The sequence below is a fragment of the Actinomadura sp. CNU-125 genome, from assembly GCF_001942465.1.
In the GTDB taxonomy this organism is placed as follows: Bacteria; Actinomycetota; Actinomycetes; order Streptosporangiales; family Streptosporangiaceae; genus Spirillospora.
Genome location: NZ_MKJY01000580.1, coordinates 20,013 through 35,330 on the forward strand (window position 1 = coordinate 20,013; position 15,318 = coordinate 35,330).

At 72.6% G+C, this 15,318-nt stretch carries 17 protein-coding genes and 2 pseudogenes; 4 read left to right on the plus strand and 15 right to left on the minus strand.

Annotated elements, in window-relative coordinates; translation table 11 throughout:
* Positions 1-89: 89 nt before the first annotated feature.
* The 14 genes from BJF79_RS45495 to BJF79_RS45555 form a co-directional block, all read right to left on the minus strand.
* On the minus strand, positions 90-947 hold the full coding sequence (locus tag BJF79_RS45495) for an LLM class flavin-dependent oxidoreductase (RefSeq protein WP_075906891.1): 858 nt from the start codon (positions 945-947) through the stop codon (positions 90-92).
* Positions 948-1,053: 106 nt separating this feature from the next.
* On the minus strand, positions 1,054-2,403 hold the full coding sequence (locus tag BJF79_RS45500; protein WP_262403536.1) for a class I adenylate-forming enzyme family protein: 1,350 nt from the start codon (positions 2,401-2,403) through the stop codon (positions 1,054-1,056).
* Complete coding sequence (locus BJF79_RS64605; protein WP_262403537.1) at positions 2,319-2,513, minus strand: hypothetical protein; 195 nt, start codon at positions 2,511-2,513, stop codon at positions 2,319-2,321. Before BJF79_RS64605 ends, BJF79_RS45500 begins: the two co-directional genes overlap by 85 nt.
* Positions 2,513-3,406 (minus strand): TetR/AcrR family transcriptional regulator, encoded by an 894-nt coding sequence (locus BJF79_RS45505; protein ID WP_262403533.1) that lies wholly within the window; start codon positions 3,404-3,406, stop codon positions 2,513-2,515. Before BJF79_RS45505 ends, BJF79_RS64605 begins: the two co-directional genes overlap by 1 nt.
* A gap of 20 nt (positions 3,407-3,426) precedes the next feature.
* Positions 3,427-3,867 (minus strand): nitroreductase family deazaflavin-dependent oxidoreductase, encoded by a 441-nt coding sequence (locus BJF79_RS45510; protein WP_075906876.1) that lies wholly within the window; start codon positions 3,865-3,867, stop codon positions 3,427-3,429.
* Positions 3,868-3,909: 42 nt separating this feature from the next.
* Positions 3,910-5,157 (minus strand): cytochrome P450, encoded by a 1,248-nt coding sequence (locus BJF79_RS45515; protein WP_075906877.1) that lies wholly within the window; start codon positions 5,155-5,157, stop codon positions 3,910-3,912.
* A complete protein-coding gene (locus tag BJF79_RS45520; protein ID WP_075906892.1) occupies positions 5,154-5,939 on the minus strand; it encodes an SDR family NAD(P)-dependent oxidoreductase in 786 nt (261 codons plus the stop codon). The genes BJF79_RS45515 and BJF79_RS45520 overlap by 4 nt, the downstream gene beginning before the upstream one ends.
* 5 nt (positions 5,940-5,944) lie before the next feature.
* Positions 5,945-6,154, minus strand: a complete 210-nt coding sequence (locus BJF79_RS45525; protein ID WP_075906878.1) for a ferredoxin — start codon at positions 6,152-6,154, stop codon at positions 5,945-5,947.
* A 3-nt stretch (positions 6,155-6,157) separates the two neighbouring features.
* Complete coding sequence (locus tag BJF79_RS45530; RefSeq protein ID WP_075906879.1) at positions 6,158-7,369, minus strand: amidohydrolase family protein; 1,212 nt, start codon at positions 7,367-7,369, stop codon at positions 6,158-6,160.
* Between the two features lie 30 nt (positions 7,370-7,399).
* A complete protein-coding gene (locus tag BJF79_RS45535) occupies positions 7,400-8,866 on the minus strand; it encodes an aldehyde dehydrogenase family protein (protein WP_075906880.1) in 1,467 nt (488 codons plus the stop codon).
* A gap of 23 nt (positions 8,867-8,889) precedes the next feature.
* Positions 8,890-10,092 carry a thiolase C-terminal domain-containing protein gene (locus BJF79_RS45540; RefSeq protein WP_075906881.1) on the minus strand — a complete coding sequence of 401 codons (1,203 nt, stop codon included), beginning with the start codon at positions 10,090-10,092 and terminating at the stop codon, positions 8,890-8,892.
* Entirely contained in the window at positions 10,089-10,550 is a 462-nt protein-coding gene (locus tag BJF79_RS45545; protein ID WP_075906882.1) for a Zn-ribbon domain-containing OB-fold protein, read from the minus strand. Before BJF79_RS45545 ends, BJF79_RS45540 begins: the two co-directional genes overlap by 4 nt.
* A complete protein-coding gene (locus BJF79_RS45550) occupies positions 10,547-11,755 on the minus strand; it encodes a CaiB/BaiF CoA transferase family protein (protein WP_075906893.1) in 1,209 nt (402 codons plus the stop codon). Before BJF79_RS45550 ends, BJF79_RS45545 begins: the two co-directional genes overlap by 4 nt.
* Positions 11,756-11,918: 163 nt before the next feature.
* Positions 11,919-12,842, minus strand: a complete 924-nt coding sequence (locus BJF79_RS45555; protein WP_083734739.1) for an LLM class flavin-dependent oxidoreductase — start codon at positions 12,840-12,842, stop codon at positions 11,919-11,921.
* A gap of 106 nt (positions 12,843-12,948) precedes the next feature.
* Between BJF79_RS45555 and BJF79_RS45560 the strand changes: the two genes are divergently transcribed.
* Positions 12,949-14,013: a phosphotransferase gene (locus tag BJF79_RS45560; protein WP_075906884.1), complete on the plus strand. Its 1,065-nt coding sequence runs from the start codon at positions 12,949-12,951 to the stop codon at positions 14,011-14,013.
* 155 nt (positions 14,014-14,168) lie between these two features.
* On the opposite strand, the pseudogene BJF79_RS68000 reads toward BJF79_RS45560, so the two are convergent.
* Positions 14,169-14,426 (minus strand): annotated as a pseudogene (locus BJF79_RS68000) (ArsR/SmtB family transcription factor); the annotation flags it as partial.
* A 193-nt stretch (positions 14,427-14,619) separates the two neighbouring features.
* Between BJF79_RS68000 and BJF79_RS64610 the strand changes: the two are divergent.
* The 3 genes and pseudogenes from BJF79_RS64610 to BJF79_RS64615 all read left to right on the plus strand — a co-directional run bounded on the left by BJF79_RS64610 (position 14,620) and on the right by BJF79_RS64615 (position 15,192).
* The gene (locus BJF79_RS64610) at positions 14,620-14,820 is read left to right on the plus strand and encodes an SMP-30/gluconolactonase/LRE family protein (protein WP_262403534.1); all 201 of its coding nucleotides are present in this window, start codon (positions 14,620-14,622) and stop codon (positions 14,818-14,820) included.
* Positions 14,821-14,822: 2 nt separating this feature from the next.
* Positions 14,823-14,912, plus strand: a pseudogene (locus tag BJF79_RS68005) (hypothetical protein); the annotation flags it as partial.
* Between the two features lie 130 nt (positions 14,913-15,042).
* Entirely contained in the window at positions 15,043-15,192 is a 150-nt protein-coding gene (locus BJF79_RS64615; protein ID WP_262403535.1) for a hypothetical protein, read from the plus strand.
* The last annotated feature ends 126 nt before the right edge of the window (positions 15,193-15,318 follow it).

Here is a 15,318-nt window from a genome sequence, read left to right on the forward strand (position 1 = left end):
AAGCCGAAGCGATGACTTTGTCATGTTCGGACGTCGGGCACGCCGGAAGGCCGCCCGGTCGTCGAGGCCGGACGCGGCGCGCGGGTGCGTCACCAGGCGGCGATCTCCGAGATGACCTTCGCTCCGATCGTCTCCAGCGGCGTGAGCGCCGCGGCCTCGGGGACGATGAGGTAGACGGTGCCGAAGCCCGACTCGTTCAGCCGCCACAGTTCCTTCAGCAGCCGCTCGGCATCGCCCCGGCCGTCGGCGGGGTGCGGCAGCACTCCGGTCGTCTCGACGGCGTCGGGATCCCGGCCGGCCTCCGCGCAGTGCGCGCGGAGGCGGTCGATCCGGTGCCGCGCGTCCCGGCCCGTCCGGACGTTGAACGCGTCGGCGTAGACGGCGGCCAGGCGCAGCGCCTCCTCCTCGTCCCCGCCGATCAGGATCCGCGGCCTGGGGCGGCTCACCGGCCGCGGCGAGTCGAACGTGCTCCCCAGCCGGTAGTACTCCCCGACGAACGGATCGCGGTTGACGCTCCACATCTGCCGGCAGATCTGGACGGTCTCCTCCAGCCGGTCGAAGCGTTCCCCGGCGGGTCCGAACGGCAGTCCCAGCCCCGCCGCCTCCCGCCCGTTCCGCCCCGGGCCGATCCCCAGCCACGCACGCCCGCCCGACAGCGCGTCCAGCGTCGAGACGGTCTTCGCCAGCAGCCCCGGGGGACGGTACGTCGCCGCCGTCACCAGCGTCTGCAACTCGATCGTCCGCGTACGGGCCGCGACGAATCCCAGCGTCGTGTACGACTCCGGCATCGGCGCCGAAGCGTCCCCGGCGGGCCACAGGCGATCGGGCACGCTCAGCCGCGCGAACCCCGCGGCCTCGGCCGTCTCCGCGACCCGCGCCAGCACGGGACCCAGCTCACCCGGCGCACCGAAGCCCGAGTAGTCGTCGATGTGCAGCGCGAGTCTCATCCGCAGCTCCGATCGCTCGCCGTCGAAGTCCATCACTTCGATAGATAGACGTACATCACGTGGTTACGCCGCCGCCTCGCCCCCGCGTGCGCGCTCGCTCCCCGGGTCAGCCGCCGCGGGCCTTGACCATGGCGCCGCGGCTGACCTTGGTCGCGGCGCTGCGCGGAACGGCGTCCACGATCTCGACCGTCTTCGGCACCTTGTAGCCGGCCAGCCGTCCCTTCGCGAACGCGATCACCTCGTCGGCCGAGGGCGGCGCGGCGTGGTCCGCCGGTTCGATGACCGCGTGGACGCGCCGTCCCCACTCGGGGTCGCGCAGCCCGAGCACCACCACGTCGGCGATCTTCGGATGGTCGATGAGCGCGGTCTCCACCTCGGCGGGGAACACGTTCGCGCCGCCGGTGATGATCAGGTCGACGGCACGGTCCTTCAGGTACAGGTAGCCCTCCTCGTCGAGGTAGCCCATGTCCCCCGCCGTCTGGAACCCGTCCGCGGTGGCCGCCGCGCGCTCGGACGTCCCGAGGTAGGTGTACGCGCCGCCGAGGACCGCCGACTTCAGGTAGACGGTGCCGATCTCTCCCGGCGGAAGCTCCTTCCCGGCGTCGTCCAGAATGCGGAGTTCGGTGCCCTGGAAGCCGCGGCCGACGCTGCCCTCGTGCGCGAGCCACTCGTCGCCCCGCAACGCGGTGAGGCCGAAGCCCTCGGTCATGCCGTAGGCCATGAAGACGCGCTCGGCCCCGACCAGGCCGGCCCACCGGTGCACCAGCGACGGCGGCATCGGCGCCGCCCCCTGCATGAACCACTCGATGCTCGACAGGTCGCGCCGGTCGATGTCCGGCAGGTTCGCGATCCGCTGCAGCATGGTGGGCGTCGAGGTGAACGTCGACACCCGGTGCCGTTCGATGAGGTCCACCACGCGCGCCGCGTCGAACTTCTCCATGATCAGGAGCCGGTCGCCGCCCAGCAGGTTCGTCAGGGTGGAGAAGCCGTTGGTGTGGTACATCGGGGCGAGCACGAGGATCGTCTCGGGCCGCGGGACCGGCTGCCACGCCTGCGCGAACGGGGTCGCGCGCCGCTCGTCGAAGAGCGCGGGGCGCTCGGTGACGATCACCTTGGGGGTGCCCGTCGATCCGCTGCTGCAGATGCCGAAGACCTGCGGCGACACCGCGTCGGGCAGGTCGGGCACCGGGTCGGCGGCGGTGGCCGCGATCCAGGGGACGTCGGACGGGCCCAGGTGGATCTTCGGGTCGATCACCTCGCGCACCCGCGACAGCTCCCAGTCCGGCAGGTCCCACCGCACCGGGATCGGGACCGCTCCTAGCTTCCAGGCGGCGAGCGCGCTCAGGACGAACTCGGGGGTGTTGCGCAGGCTCAGCGCGAGCCGGTCCCCGGTGCCCGCGCCCCGGGCGGCGAGCGCGCCGCCGACTTGCTCGACCGCTCGTGCAGCTCGCGCCAGGTGAACGCCGGTTCCGTGCCGTCGAGCAGGCTGAAGCACAGCGCCCGCTCGTCCGGTCGCGCGGCGGCCAGCTCGGCGATCCGCCGGCCGTGACTCTTCTGGTCTTCCATCAGCGGCCTCCAGCGGCGGCTCGATGCTCGGTTTGCCGGGGCTCGGCGGGCATGGACCGGCGAGGAACACGCCCGGGGGACGGACAACGAAATCGGCGTCGAAGTCGGATCGAGGTCGAGCGGACGGCTCCGCACCAGGGACGAGCACGTCCCGGCGACGCTTCGGCGGCGGCGCCGCAGGGACGAAGGCGTCGCGCGGCGGCCCGTTCGGCCCGGCGGCGGGCCGCCGGCGCGGCGCAGGTTCCGCCGGTGGCGTCCGCGCGGCCCCCGATGCCGGTCAGGCAGAACTTCCAGAGGCGTGCGGCGATCGCCTCGGCGGTCTCCCCCGTCGGCACGAACGCGTAGTGATGGAAAACGGACATGACCAGCTTCGAGAGGAACTCGGCGTCATGTTCGACGTCGACCGGGTCGAGCAGCTCCGCCCGCCGCGCCGCGTCGAGTTCGCGCGCGACCATGTCGACGAACGGACGGGTGGCGCGCGACACCTCTTCGGGGAAGAGCTGGAGCAGCCGCCAGTGCTCGGCGGTGATGAACCGCGCCGCCGCGCTCCCGCTCCCGCCCCCCACGCTCTCCAGCGCGGACACGATGAACCGGCGCAGGCGCTCCACCGGGTTCGCCAGGTCGCTCGTCGTGGCCTCGTAGACGGCCGTCTGCCGCTCGATCATGTCCTCGAGGACGGCCAGGAGCAGCTGGTCCTTCCCGCCGAAGTGCCGGTAGAAGGTCTGGACGGCGACACCGGCCTCTTTCGCGAGTTCCTGCGTCGTCCACTGGCCGCCCTTCTCGGCGATCAGCCGCTCGGCCGCCTCGACCACCGTCCGCGTCTGCCGCATGTTGCGCGTCCGCCAGCGCTGCACCATCGGTGAGCGGTCGGCCGCGTGTTCGGCCCAGGGCACGGCCGTCACGTTACTCCCGCTCACGCCGGAGACAGGACCACGACCGGGATGCGCCGCTCCGTACGCGACTGGTACACGTCGTAGTTGGGCCACACCTCCGTCATGATCTTCCAGAGCCGGGGACGCTCGTCCGCGGAGGCGGTACGGGCCGTCACCCGCAGCCGCTCCGCCCGCACCTGGATCTCCGCGCCGGGCTCGGCCTCCAGGTTCAGGTACCACTGCGGATGCCGCGGGGCGCCGCCCATGGACGCGACGACGAGGTGGTCGTCGCCGTCGCGGCCGAAGATCATGGCCGAGGTGCGGAGCAGCCCGCTCCTGCGTCCGGTCGTGGTCAGCAGCAGCGTCGGGACGCCGTTCCACAGGTAGCCGACCTCGCCGCCGGTCTCCCGGTAGCGCGCGACGTGCTCGGCGCCGACGAGCCCGAGGTCGGGCGCGGTGTAGCCGGGTTCCTTCTCGCTCATGGATCCGTCCTCACTGGCCGAAGTGCTACCGGCCGAAGCGTGTTACCGGCCGAAAAGCACCGGTATCTCGGTGACGCCGCGTTCGTACATGCCGATGTAGCGGGGCGGCTCGGCGCCGGGGTCCAGCCGCAGGTTCGGCAGCCGGTCGAGCAGCGCCCCGATTCCGGTGGCGATCTCGGCACGCGCGACGTGCATGCCGAGGCAGATGTGCGGGCCGCCGCCGAACGCGAACGACGCGCGCATCGAGCGGGCGACGTCGAACTCGTCGGGGCGTTCCCAGCGGGACGGGTCGCGGTTCGCGGCGCCCAGGCACAGGTGCAGCACCGCCCCGGCGGGCAGGCGTGCGCCGTGGAAGTCGACGTCCCGCGTCACGTACCGGGAGAACATCGGGTCGGTGGGCATCCACCGCAGCGCTTCCTCGGTCGCGGGGCGGAGCAGCGCCCGGTCATCCTTGACCCGCCGCAGCAGTTCCGGACGTTGCAGCAGTGCGGTGATCGTGATGCCCATCTGCTTCCAGGTCGTGCCCGATCCCGCGAGCAGCAGCAGCAACGCGAACGAGTAGATCTCGGGGTCGGACAGGCGATGGGTGCCGCCGTCCTCCTCCTTGAGTTCGGCCTCGACGAGCACGCTGATCAGGTCGTCCTGCGGCGCCTCCCGGCGGGCCGCGACGATCGGCTCCAGCATCTGGACGATCTTCATCGGGTCGTGCAGCGACTCGCGGACTTCGAGCGCCTGTTCCGGGGGCATCCCGAAGCTGCCGGTGATCGTCAGCAGCGGGATGGCCGCGCAGAAGTCGACGTTCAGTTCCGCGCGTCCGTCCGCGGCGAAGCCGTCGATCAGCTCGTGGACCGTCCGCTCGATCCAGTTGGTGATCCACCAGCGGGCCTTGGCCGGGACGAACGACGGCTGCACCAGCGCGCGGTAGCGGCGGTGCTGCTCGCCCGCCATCGACAGCATGCTGTTGGACACGTTCGTGGCGCCGGTGGGGTCGACCTCGTCCGGGGAGGAGGCGAACACCTCCGGGTTGCGGTAGGCGGTGTCCAGGGCGGCGTGGCCGAACGCCGAGAAGTGCGGCCGGTCGGGTTCGGGCAGCCCCTGGAAGAAGGCCGACCCGGGGTATCCGGTGAGCTCGTGGACGGTGCCCTCGTGCACCGGCCCGCTCTCGCGCAGCTCGTGCCAGACCGGGTACGGGTCGGCGGTGAAGTCGCCGCCCATCCGCTGGTTGTAGCTGCTGCGGAGGTCGAACAGCTCGCGGATCCGCTCGCGGTCCAGCGCCTGCGTCTCAGTCATGCTTCCTCACTTCGCCACGTACCCGCGTCGACGGGGAGCAGGACGCCGGTGACGTTGGCGGCCCGGTCCGACACCAGGTAGACCGCGGCCTCGGCGCAGTCCTCGGCGGTGATCGGCTTTCCGAGCGGATGCTGGGCGCCGGTCTGCCGCACCATCTCCTCGTCCGGCCCGGACTCGTCGCCGAGACCGCCGGCCGCCATGAACTTGGTGTAGGGCATCCCCGCCGGGCAGATCGCGTTCGCCCGGATCCCGAACGGCGCGCCCTCGACCGCGACGGCCCGGGTGAGCTGGTGCACGCCGCCCTTGGTGGCGCCGTACACCGACCCGCCCCAGCCGACGAGACCCGCCACGGAACCGGTGTTGAGGACGACCCCGCCGCCGCCCTGCGCCTTGAAGCGGAGCACGGCGTGCTTGGATCCGAGGAAGACGCCGCGCAGGTTGACCCCGATCAGCCGCTCGAAGTCGTCGACCGAGTGGTCTTCCAGCTTGGCGCCCAGCCGTGGCGTGGGGATCCCGGCGTTGTTGAACACGATGTCCAGCCGCCCGAAGTCCGCGACCGCCGCGTCCAGCATCGCGACGACGTCGTCCTCCACCGACACGTCGGCGCGGACGGCGACGGCGGTGCCGCCCGCCTTCGCGACGAGCGCGGCCGTCTCCTCGACCCGCTCCGGGCTGATGTCGGCGCACACCACGCGCGCGCCCTCCTCGGCGAACCGCAGCGCCGTGGCGCGGCCCACGCCCGATCCGGCGCCGGTGACCACGGCGCTCTTCCCGTCCAGCATCCCGCTCACGCCGTCGCTCCGTCCGTCGCCCTGCTCAGCGCCCCGGTGGGGCACCCTTCCACCGCGGTATCGACGGCGTCCCGCGGGTCACCCCGCTGGTCGACGACGATCGCCGTGCTCTCCTCGTCGTGGGCGAACGTGCCCGGCGCGAAGACCAGGCACATCCCGGCGCCGATGCACGCGTCCCTGTCGACGACGACACGTCCGGTCGTCATCGCTCAGACCCCGGCGATGACGGGCGGCTCGGCCGGGGTGAACCGGTAGAGGCGCTCGGCGTTGCCGCGCAGGATCTTGTACTGCGTCTCCTCCGGCAGCCCGGCCATGGTCTTGCGCGCCACCTGGATGCTGTTGGGCCAGGTGGTGTCCGAATGCGGGTAGTCGGTCTCGCACATCAGGTTGTCCTCGGGGATCTCGCCGAGGCTGGCGATGGCGTGGGCGTCCTCGATGATGCACAGGTAGATGTGGTTCGCGAAGTCGGCCCGCAGGTCGAGGTTGTCCAGATCGACCACCTCGCCGCTGCCGGCGTGGTCCATGAACGTGGTGCCGCGCTTGACCCAGTGACGCTGCTTGTCCAGGACCTGCTCTGCCCGCTCCAGGAAGTACGGCGCCCAGCCCGCCTCGCCCTCCGACAGCGCGATCTTGAGCTTGGGGTACCGCTGGAACAGGCCGCTGAACAGGAACGACAGCATCGTCCCCGAGGTGCGCGTCGCACCCCACGTCAGATTCGCCATGAACGGCGCGTCCGAGCAGATCTGCGGCAGCGTCGAGGACGACCCGACGTGCATCGACGCGACCATCTCCAGGTCGTTGGCCGCCGCCATCACCGGCTCCCAGTACCCGTTCGGGTCGTGGATCGTCGGCAGGCCGAGCGGCTCGGGGTTCTCCGAGAACGCGAACGTCGTGGCGCCCTTGGCCGCGCAGCGCTCCATCTCCCTGGCGGCGAGCTTGGGATCCCACAGCGGGATCAGGACGAGCGGGATGTAGCGGCCGGGCGCGGCCGCGCACCACTCGTCGATCATCCAGTCGTTGTACGCCTGAAGGCACGTGAACCCGAACTCGCGGTCCTCGGCCTCATAGAACAGCTGCCCGCAGAACCGCGTCACCGACGGGAAGCACAGCGACGCCAGGATGCCCGCGCGGTCCATGTCCTTCACGCGCGCCGCGGCGTCGTAGCAGCCGGGCGCCATCTCGCTGTAGGGCACCGGCTCCGGGCTGAACTCCTCCTTCGCCTTCCCGACCACGGCGCTGAGGCCGGAGCTGGGCATCCGCTTGCCGTCATAGACCCAGAAGTCCATGCCGTCGTCGTCGACCTCCATGTGCGGGGCACGGTCGCGGTCCTTGCTGGGCACGCGGTCGACCCACACGTTGGGCGGCTCCAGCACGTGGTCGTCGACCGAGATCAGCCAGTCCAGATTCAGGTTGGACGCCATTTCCGCTTCCTTTCGGTTGGACGGGCGAGCTCAGCGGAGCCCGCCGATGGCCAGGTGCTTCACTTCCTGGAAGGCGCGGATGCCGTCGGGCCCGCGCTCGCGGCCGAGGCCGCTCTGCTTGTAGCCGCCGCTCGGCGCGTAGGCGCTGAACATGCCGGTGTTGACGTTGACCGCCCCCGTCCGCAACCGGCGGGCGACGGACGTCGCGGCGGCGACGTCGGCGCCGTAGACCTGGCCGGACAGCCCGTAGTCGCTGTCGTTGGCGATCCGCACCGCGTCGTCGAGGTCGCGGTAGCCGATGATCCCGATGACCGGCCCGAAGATCTCCTCGCGCGCGGCCGGGTTGTCGTTGCCCGGCAGGTCGAGGACCGTCGGCCGGAAGTAGTAGCCGCGGTCGAGCCCGTCCGGACGTCCGCCCCCGTGCGCCACCCTGCCGCCGTGCTCCACCGCCAGCTTCACGAAGTGCTCGCAGCGGTCCCGCTGGGCGGCGCTGATGACCGGCCCCATCCCGGCGGACGGGTCGGCCGGCGGTCCGACCGTGATCCCCGCGTACGCCCGGGACACCGCCTCGACCACCTCGTCCTTGCGGTCCCGCGGCACGAGCATGCGGGTGGCCGCGACGCACGCCTGCCCGGCGGTCGCCGCCACGACGGCGACGGCGCCCGCCGCAGCCCGGTCGACGGCGTCCGGCAGGTAGATCTGCGCCGACTTGCCGCCGAGCTCCAGCGCCACCCGCTTCACCGTCGGCGCCGCCTGCCCGAGGATCAGCCGTCCGACCGCGGTCGACCCGGTGAACGACACCATGTCCACCGCCGGATGGCCGGTGAGCAGCTCGGCTCCCGCGGGACCGGGCTCCACCACGACGCTCAGCACGCCCGGCGGCAGCCCGGCCGCCTCGGCCGCCGCGCCGAACACCAGCGAGGACAGCGGCGTCAGCGGGCTCGGGCGCAGCACCACCGAGTTCCCCGCCATCAGCGCCGGGACGATCTTCTGCAGGCCCATCAGGAACGCCGCGTTGTAGGGCGTGATGGCGGCCACCACACCGACGGGCTCGTGCCGCCGGACGCTCAGCCGTACCCCGTCGCGGACGAGTTCGTCCGTCGGAACGGGGTTGCTCTCCTCGTGCGGCATCGACAGGTAGAGGTCGATGGTGTCGCGCGAGAGCGCCAGCCCGGCGCCGAACTGAGCGCGTTCGGCGAAGACGCGGGGCTGGCCCGCCTCCGCGATCATCGTGTCGACGAGCGCCGCGTGGGTCCCCGCGATGTGGTCGAGGAACGCGCGCAGCACCCGCGCGCGTTCCGGGGCGGGCGCGTCCGCCCACACCCCGGCGTCGAAGCCGCGGCGCGCCTCGACGATCGCGCGCTCGACCTCGGCGACGGGGGCGGCGGCGACGTCCGCGACGTGCGACTCGTCCGCCGGGTTCTCGACCGCGAACGCGTCGTCGCCGTCCGTCCATTTGCCGGCGATGTATGAGCCGCGTTGAGGCAGGAGTGTCAACGGCTCGTCCTTTCTCTCGTGGGTCAGAAAGGTGCGGCGCTGTAGACGACCGCGCCTCCGTAGTGCGGTGACGACTGGCAGGCGACCGCGACGGTCGCGCGTTCCCGCTGGCGGTCCCCGGCGCGTCCGGACAGTTGGAGGTAGCACTCCAGCATCTGCGGGACGCCGTGCATGCGGCCGTTGCCGAGGGCTCCGCCGCCCGACAGCACGGGCAGCCCGTCCGGCTCGTCGGCGTCGATCCGCCCGTCCTGGACGAACCGGTGCGCCTCGCCGCGCGGGCAGAACCCCAGCAGCTCCAGCCAGAAGTAGACGAACGGCGAGAAACCGTCGTAGAGCTGCGGGAGGTCGACCTCCTCCGGTTTCACTCCGGAGTGCTCCCACAGCCGCCGGACGGTCGCCTCTCCCCCGTCCATGATGTCGTCGAGCGGCCAGTGCAGCGGCAGCCGCCGGGCGGCGCTCGCCCCGCCCGCGTACCCCGACACGTACACCGGACGGTGCGGCAGGTCCCGCGCCCGCTCCGCGGACGTCAGCACGAACGCCGCGACGCCGTCCACCGGGATGTCGCAGTCGAACCGGCACACCGGGTCGCTGATCATCGGGGCCGCCAGGTACTCCTCGGCCGTGAGCGGCTTGCCGTACCAGTACGACCAGGGGATCCGGGCCCCGTTCTTGCGCGCCTCCACGACCACGGCCGCCATCGACTCCCGATCGGCCCCGTACCGCTGGAGGTACTCGTTGTAGGGCAGCCCGATCATCGACAGCGGCCCGAAGAACCCCTGCGGAACCGTCCACTGGTCGACGCCGGCGGCCTCCCGCATGGTGTTGGCGTGGTAGCGCCCGGCCGGATTGTGCAGCGCCCGGAACATGACGACGTGGTCGGCGGCACCCGCCGCGATCGCGTTGACGGCCGTCGCGACGGCGCCCGGGATCTGCCCGATCCCCTGGAAGCTCGACACGTGGCGCGGGTCGGTGCCGAGGCGCTGGGCCAGCCAGCCCGCCGTCACGGTGCTGGTCCCGTCGGCCGCGGCGTGCGAGCCGGACGTGGGGAACAGCGACGCCGCGACGACCCCGTCCACCTGCTCCGGCTCCAGCCCGGCGTCGGCGATCGCCGTGCGCACGGTGTCCAGGGCCAGGGCGCCCAGCGGCCGCGGAATGTGCCGCCGGACGTCGCTGTGCGCGTACCCGACCAGCGCGACCTTGTTGCTCGCCGCGAACCTGCCGCTCATTCCGCGCCCTCCAGGACGAACGCGGGGACCGCGACACCGGGGGCGACGTCCTCGAACGCCGCCCGCACGCTCGCGCCGAGGCGCACGGGGGCGTCCGGGCCGTCCAGGAGCCGCCCGACCATCCGCAGCTCCTCCTGCTCCACCAGCTCGACGTCCACCAGCACGAACGGGACGTCCCGATCGAAACCCGGCAGGAACGCCTGCCGGATCGTCGTCCACGACCGCACCCGACCCCGGCCACTGACCGGCTCGAACACGAACCCGGGCGTCGAGCTGTGGCAGTGCGGGCAGATCTGGTCGGGCGGGATCGCGAACGCCGCGCAGGCGGAGCAGCGGGCCAGCACGAGCCGGTGCCCGGCCGCCGCCGCCCAGTACGGGGCGGACACGTCGTCCGGAACCGGGACGGGCCGCACGGCCGCGCCGGGCGCACCGGGTGCGCTCTCACCGGCCGCCGTCATGGGACGGCCCCGGCGTCCTTGAGCTCGGCGATCCGCTCCCAGTCGTAGCCGAGTTCGAGCAGCACCGTCTCGGTGTGCTCACCGTGCTCGGGCGCCCGGCGCAGCGTCGGCGGGCGCTCGTCGAACTGCACGGGCACCGTCGGGAGCGAGTAGGACGCGTCGTCGTCGACGACCTCGTCGATGTAGCCGTTCGCGACGACCTGGGGATCGGTGAGGAGCTCCTCGACGGCCTGCACCGGCGCCCACGGCGCGTCGATCCCCGCGAGCAGCTCCTGCCACTCCTCGTAGGTCCGCTTGGCGAACTCCGCTTCGAGTTCGGCGACGCACGCCTTGCGGTTCTCGCGCCGTCCCGCCATGTCGGCGAAGCGCGGGTCGCCCGCCAGGTCGTCCCGTCCCACCAGTGCGCAGAAGTCGAGCCAGTAGCGGTCCCCTTGGAGGAAGACCAGCTGGATGTGGCGGTCGTCCTTGGTCCGGTAGATGCCGACGAGCGGGTTGATGCGGGCGTCGTCGCCGGACGCGGCGCGGGGCCGCTGCCCCTGGAGGGCGGAGAGCAGGTCGGAGGACAGCGTCCACATCGCGGTGGCGAGGAGCGAGACGTCCACGACCCCGCCCTTGCCGGTGCGTTCCCGGCGCAGAAGGGCCGACGCCACGCCGAACGCGAGCGCCATGGCACCGTTGCGGTCGCCCATCGCGCCGCGCTGGCCGATCGGGTCGGCCCGGTCCGGCGGCGTCAGGACGTGCGCCATCCCGCCGCGCGCCCAGAACGCGGACGAGTCGTAACCGGGGCGGTCGGCGTGCGGCCCGCGGACCCCGAAGCCGTGGCCGCGCGCGTAGACCAGCCGGGGAAACCGCTCGGCGAGCGTCTCGGCGTCCAGCCCGAGGCGCCGCAGCGCACCGGGTCGGAAGTTGGTGAGGAAGACGTCGGCGGTCGTCAGCAGCTCGTCGAGGACGGCCCGGCCGTCCTCGTGGCGCAGGTCGAGGGCGACGGAACGCTTGCCGCGGTTGGCCAGCGCCATCGACAGGTTCACCCCGCCCGCGTCCGTCCCGATCCCCTGGGTGGCGAGACCGCGGTACGGGTCGCCTTCGCGGCGCTCGATCCGGACGACGTCGGCGCCCCAGTCGGCCAGCAGCGCACCCGCGACCGGAACGAACACCCACTGCGCCAGTTCGACGACCCTCAAGCCGTCGAACGCTCCTTCGTGCACGGACGCCTCCCCTGGTCGGACGGTGGAACCCGAGTACGCGCAACGGTAGAACGACATTCTCGGCATGTAAATAGTTTTGTGGTTTTCGATCTAACGAACGGTGCGGGCGCGCCGTCCGGCACGGGGCGGAGGCGCGGGCCCCGGTGGCCCGCGGGAGACCGCGTCAGCGGGTGCGGAGGTCCGCCACGACCTGTGCGAAGAGCGGACCGAGACCGCCCGCGTCCCGGCGGCAGTCGAGGAACACGAAGTGCCGGGCGCCGGCGTCCATGTACGCGCGGACGCGTGCCGCCACCTCGCCCGGCTCTCCCGACGCGGTCACGGCGCCGACCAGCCCGTCGAAGTCCCGGCGGTAGGTCCCCCCGAGGAACGCGGCGGCGTCCCGGCGGGCGCGGTGCCGGTCGGCGCGGACCGAGACCGGCAGGTAGAGCGCCCAGACGAAGTCGCTCAGGTCGCGGCCCGCCGCCCGCGCCGTCCGGGTGATCTCCTCGACGGACTCCCGGTAACGGCGCGGCGAGTACATGTACGGCATCCAGCCGTCGCCCAGCGTCGCCGCGCGGCGCATCGCCGCCCGTCCCCGGCCCGCGACGATGATCGGCGGCCCCGGCGACTGCGCCGGTGCCGGGTGCACGACCACGTCGGACATCGGATAGTGCGCCCCGGAATGGGTGACCGGCTCGGCCGCCCACAGCCGCCGGATCAACGGCAGCGCCTCGTCCACCCGCGCACCGCGCTGGTGCGGCGGCACCTGGCAGGCCGAGAACTCCTGGGCGTACTCGCCGCCCACTCCGACCCCGAGGGCGAGCCTGCCGCCCGCCGCGCGGTCGAGGTCGGCGGCCTGCTTCGCGATCAGCGCCGGTGGATACAGCGGCAGCGGCACGACGGCCGTGCCCAGGACGGCGCTCCGGGACTGCTCGACCAGGCGGGCCAGCCACGCCATCGGCTCGGGGCTCGGATTGACCGAGGCGATGTGACCGCCCACCCACAGCGAGTCGGCGCCGAGTTCCTCCGCGGCCCGGACGCCCGCGGCGTCCGGCGGCGCCACGCACCCGAAACTGACGGGCCTGCGGAACATTTCGCGAGCGTTCATCGGTCACCCCGCCGCGAGACGAGCCCGCTCCGGTCTCTGGTCAGATCACCGAGCCGATGTTACCTTCCATTTCAGATTTCCAAAAATATGGATCCGAGGAGCGCCCATGTCCTCACCCACCCGCACCCCGCCGCCCGCGCCGCCCGCACTCGACGACGTCCTGGCGCCGGACTGGCTCGACGCGGCGCTCGGCCACCGCTTCCCGGGCGTCCGGATCAGCAAGGTCACGCCCGGTCCCGTGGTCAGCCGCATCTCGACCAACGCCCGCTTCAGGATCGAGTGCGAGGCCGGTCTCCCCGAAGGGCTGTCCCCGGACCTGTGCGTCAAGGGCTACTTCTCGGAGGCGGGCTGGCCGGGACGCCGCACCGGCGTGTTCGAGGTCTCCTTCTACCGCGACCTGGCGGCCCGCAGCGGTGTGCGCACCCTGCGCAGCGTGTACGCCGGCATCGATCCCGAGACCGGCCACGGCGTGGTCATCACCGAGGACGTCGTCGCCCAGGGCGCGACCTTCCTCGACGCCACCAGCGACTACACGCCCGAGCAGGCGGCCGAGAGCCTCGCGCAGCTCGCCACGCTCCACGCCGCGACCTGGGGCGATCCGGCGATCGGCGCCGCCGGCTGGCTGGCGCCGCGGCTCGGCGCCACCCTCGCGGGCCGGGGCGTCAAGGAGATCCGGGGCAACTTCGAGAGCGACATCGGCGCGGGCGTGCCCGAGGGCGTCCGCGACCCCGAACGGCTCGTCGCGGCGTACCGCGCGCTGGCCGAGCAGACCGCGGCCGAGTCGCCCTGGACCGTGGTCCACGGCGACGCCCACGTCGGCAACCTCTACCTCGACGGCGAGGGGCGCCCTTCGTTCCTCGACTGGCAACTGGTGCAGCGCGGCCCCTGGTACATCGACGTCGGATACCACCTCGCGTCCACGCTCACCGTCGAAGACCGGCGGCGGCACGAGCGGGACCTGCTCCGCCACTACCTGGACCGGCTGCGCGCCGCCGGGGTCGAGGCGCCGTCGTGGGACGACGCGTGGCTCGGCATGCGCCGCGGCATCGTCCACGGCTTCTTCCTCTGGGGCGTCACCCTGAAGGTCGCCCCCATCGTGACCACCGAACTCCAGCACCGCCTCGGCACCGCGGCCGACGACCACGACTGTTTCGCCGCTGTCGGCCGCTGAAACTCCGGAATCACCAGGTGACCATGGGCGCGGGACGCGCGCGGCGCCGCCGGTCCCCGGGTGACGGGACGGTCGTGCGGCGGAACCGCACCGGCCGCTCCGGGATCGGGGGCGAGGGCCGCGAGATCGTCCATGACCCCGCCGAGCGCCTCCCGCCGCAGCGAGTAAAAGGAGAGCCGACCGCGTTTGTGCACGTCGATGATCCCGGCCCGCCTGAGGATCTTGGTGTGGTAGGAGATGGTCGGTTTCGACACGGGGAGCGTCTCATCGAGGGCGCCGCACGCCAGCCGGTGCTCCGCGGCGATCCGCCGGACGATGTCCAGGCGCACCGGGTCCCCCAGTGCCCTGAAGATCTCCGCCGAGTCGGCGGTATGCCGAACCACGGCACCCACCTCCAATACTTTGGCGTCCATCAATCTATCTCATTCGGGCCTCACGGACCCGTCACGCCCGCGGGCCGGGCCCTCCCCCGGCCCGGCCGCACCGGGAGGGCCGCCCGCCGAGCCTTGACACCGTTCGACTGTTACCACAGCATCGAATCTCCCGCGCGCGCCGCCGGTGCGGTGGCCGGTGCGGCGTGCACCCGAGAGAGCGGAGGACCATCGGATGACGGCGCTGGAACCGGGCGGCGGCGACCCGAAACTCCTCGCGGACGGTTTCGTGTTCACCGAAGGGCCGCGCTGGCACGCCGGCGAACTGTGGTTCTCGGACATGCACGGCGAAGCCGTCTACACGACGACGCCGGACGGCGAGACCACGCTCAAGCTCGAGACACCGGGGCAGAAGCCGTCCGGGGGCGGGTGCTGATCGTGGCCGAGTCCACGGCCAAGCGGTTCACCGCGTTCGACATCGGCGACCACGGGGAACTCGGCGGGCGGCGCGTCGTCGCGGCCACCCCGGACGCCGCACCGGACGGGATCGCCCTGGACGCCGAGGGCGCCGTCTGGGCGGCCTTCGCCGCTCGCCCGCGAGTTCCGCCGCGTCCTGCCGGGCGGCGAGGTCACCGACCGCGTCTCCGCCGGCGGCAAGATGGCGGTCGCCTGCGCGCTCGGCGGCGCCGACCGGCGGCCCCTGTTCCTGCTGTCCGCCGACGGCTGGGACGCCGCGCAGCTCGCCGGGGCGCGCACCTCCGCCATCGCGACCGTCCGCGTCACCGTGCCCGGCGCGGGCCTCCCCTGATGGGCGGGCGGCGCCGCCCCGCAGACGACCGGCAGACAAGGAGACAGCAATGGACCAGATCCTGTACGAGGCCGCCGACGGCGTCGCGGTCATCACGCTGAACCGTCCCGAGGCGGCCAACGCCCA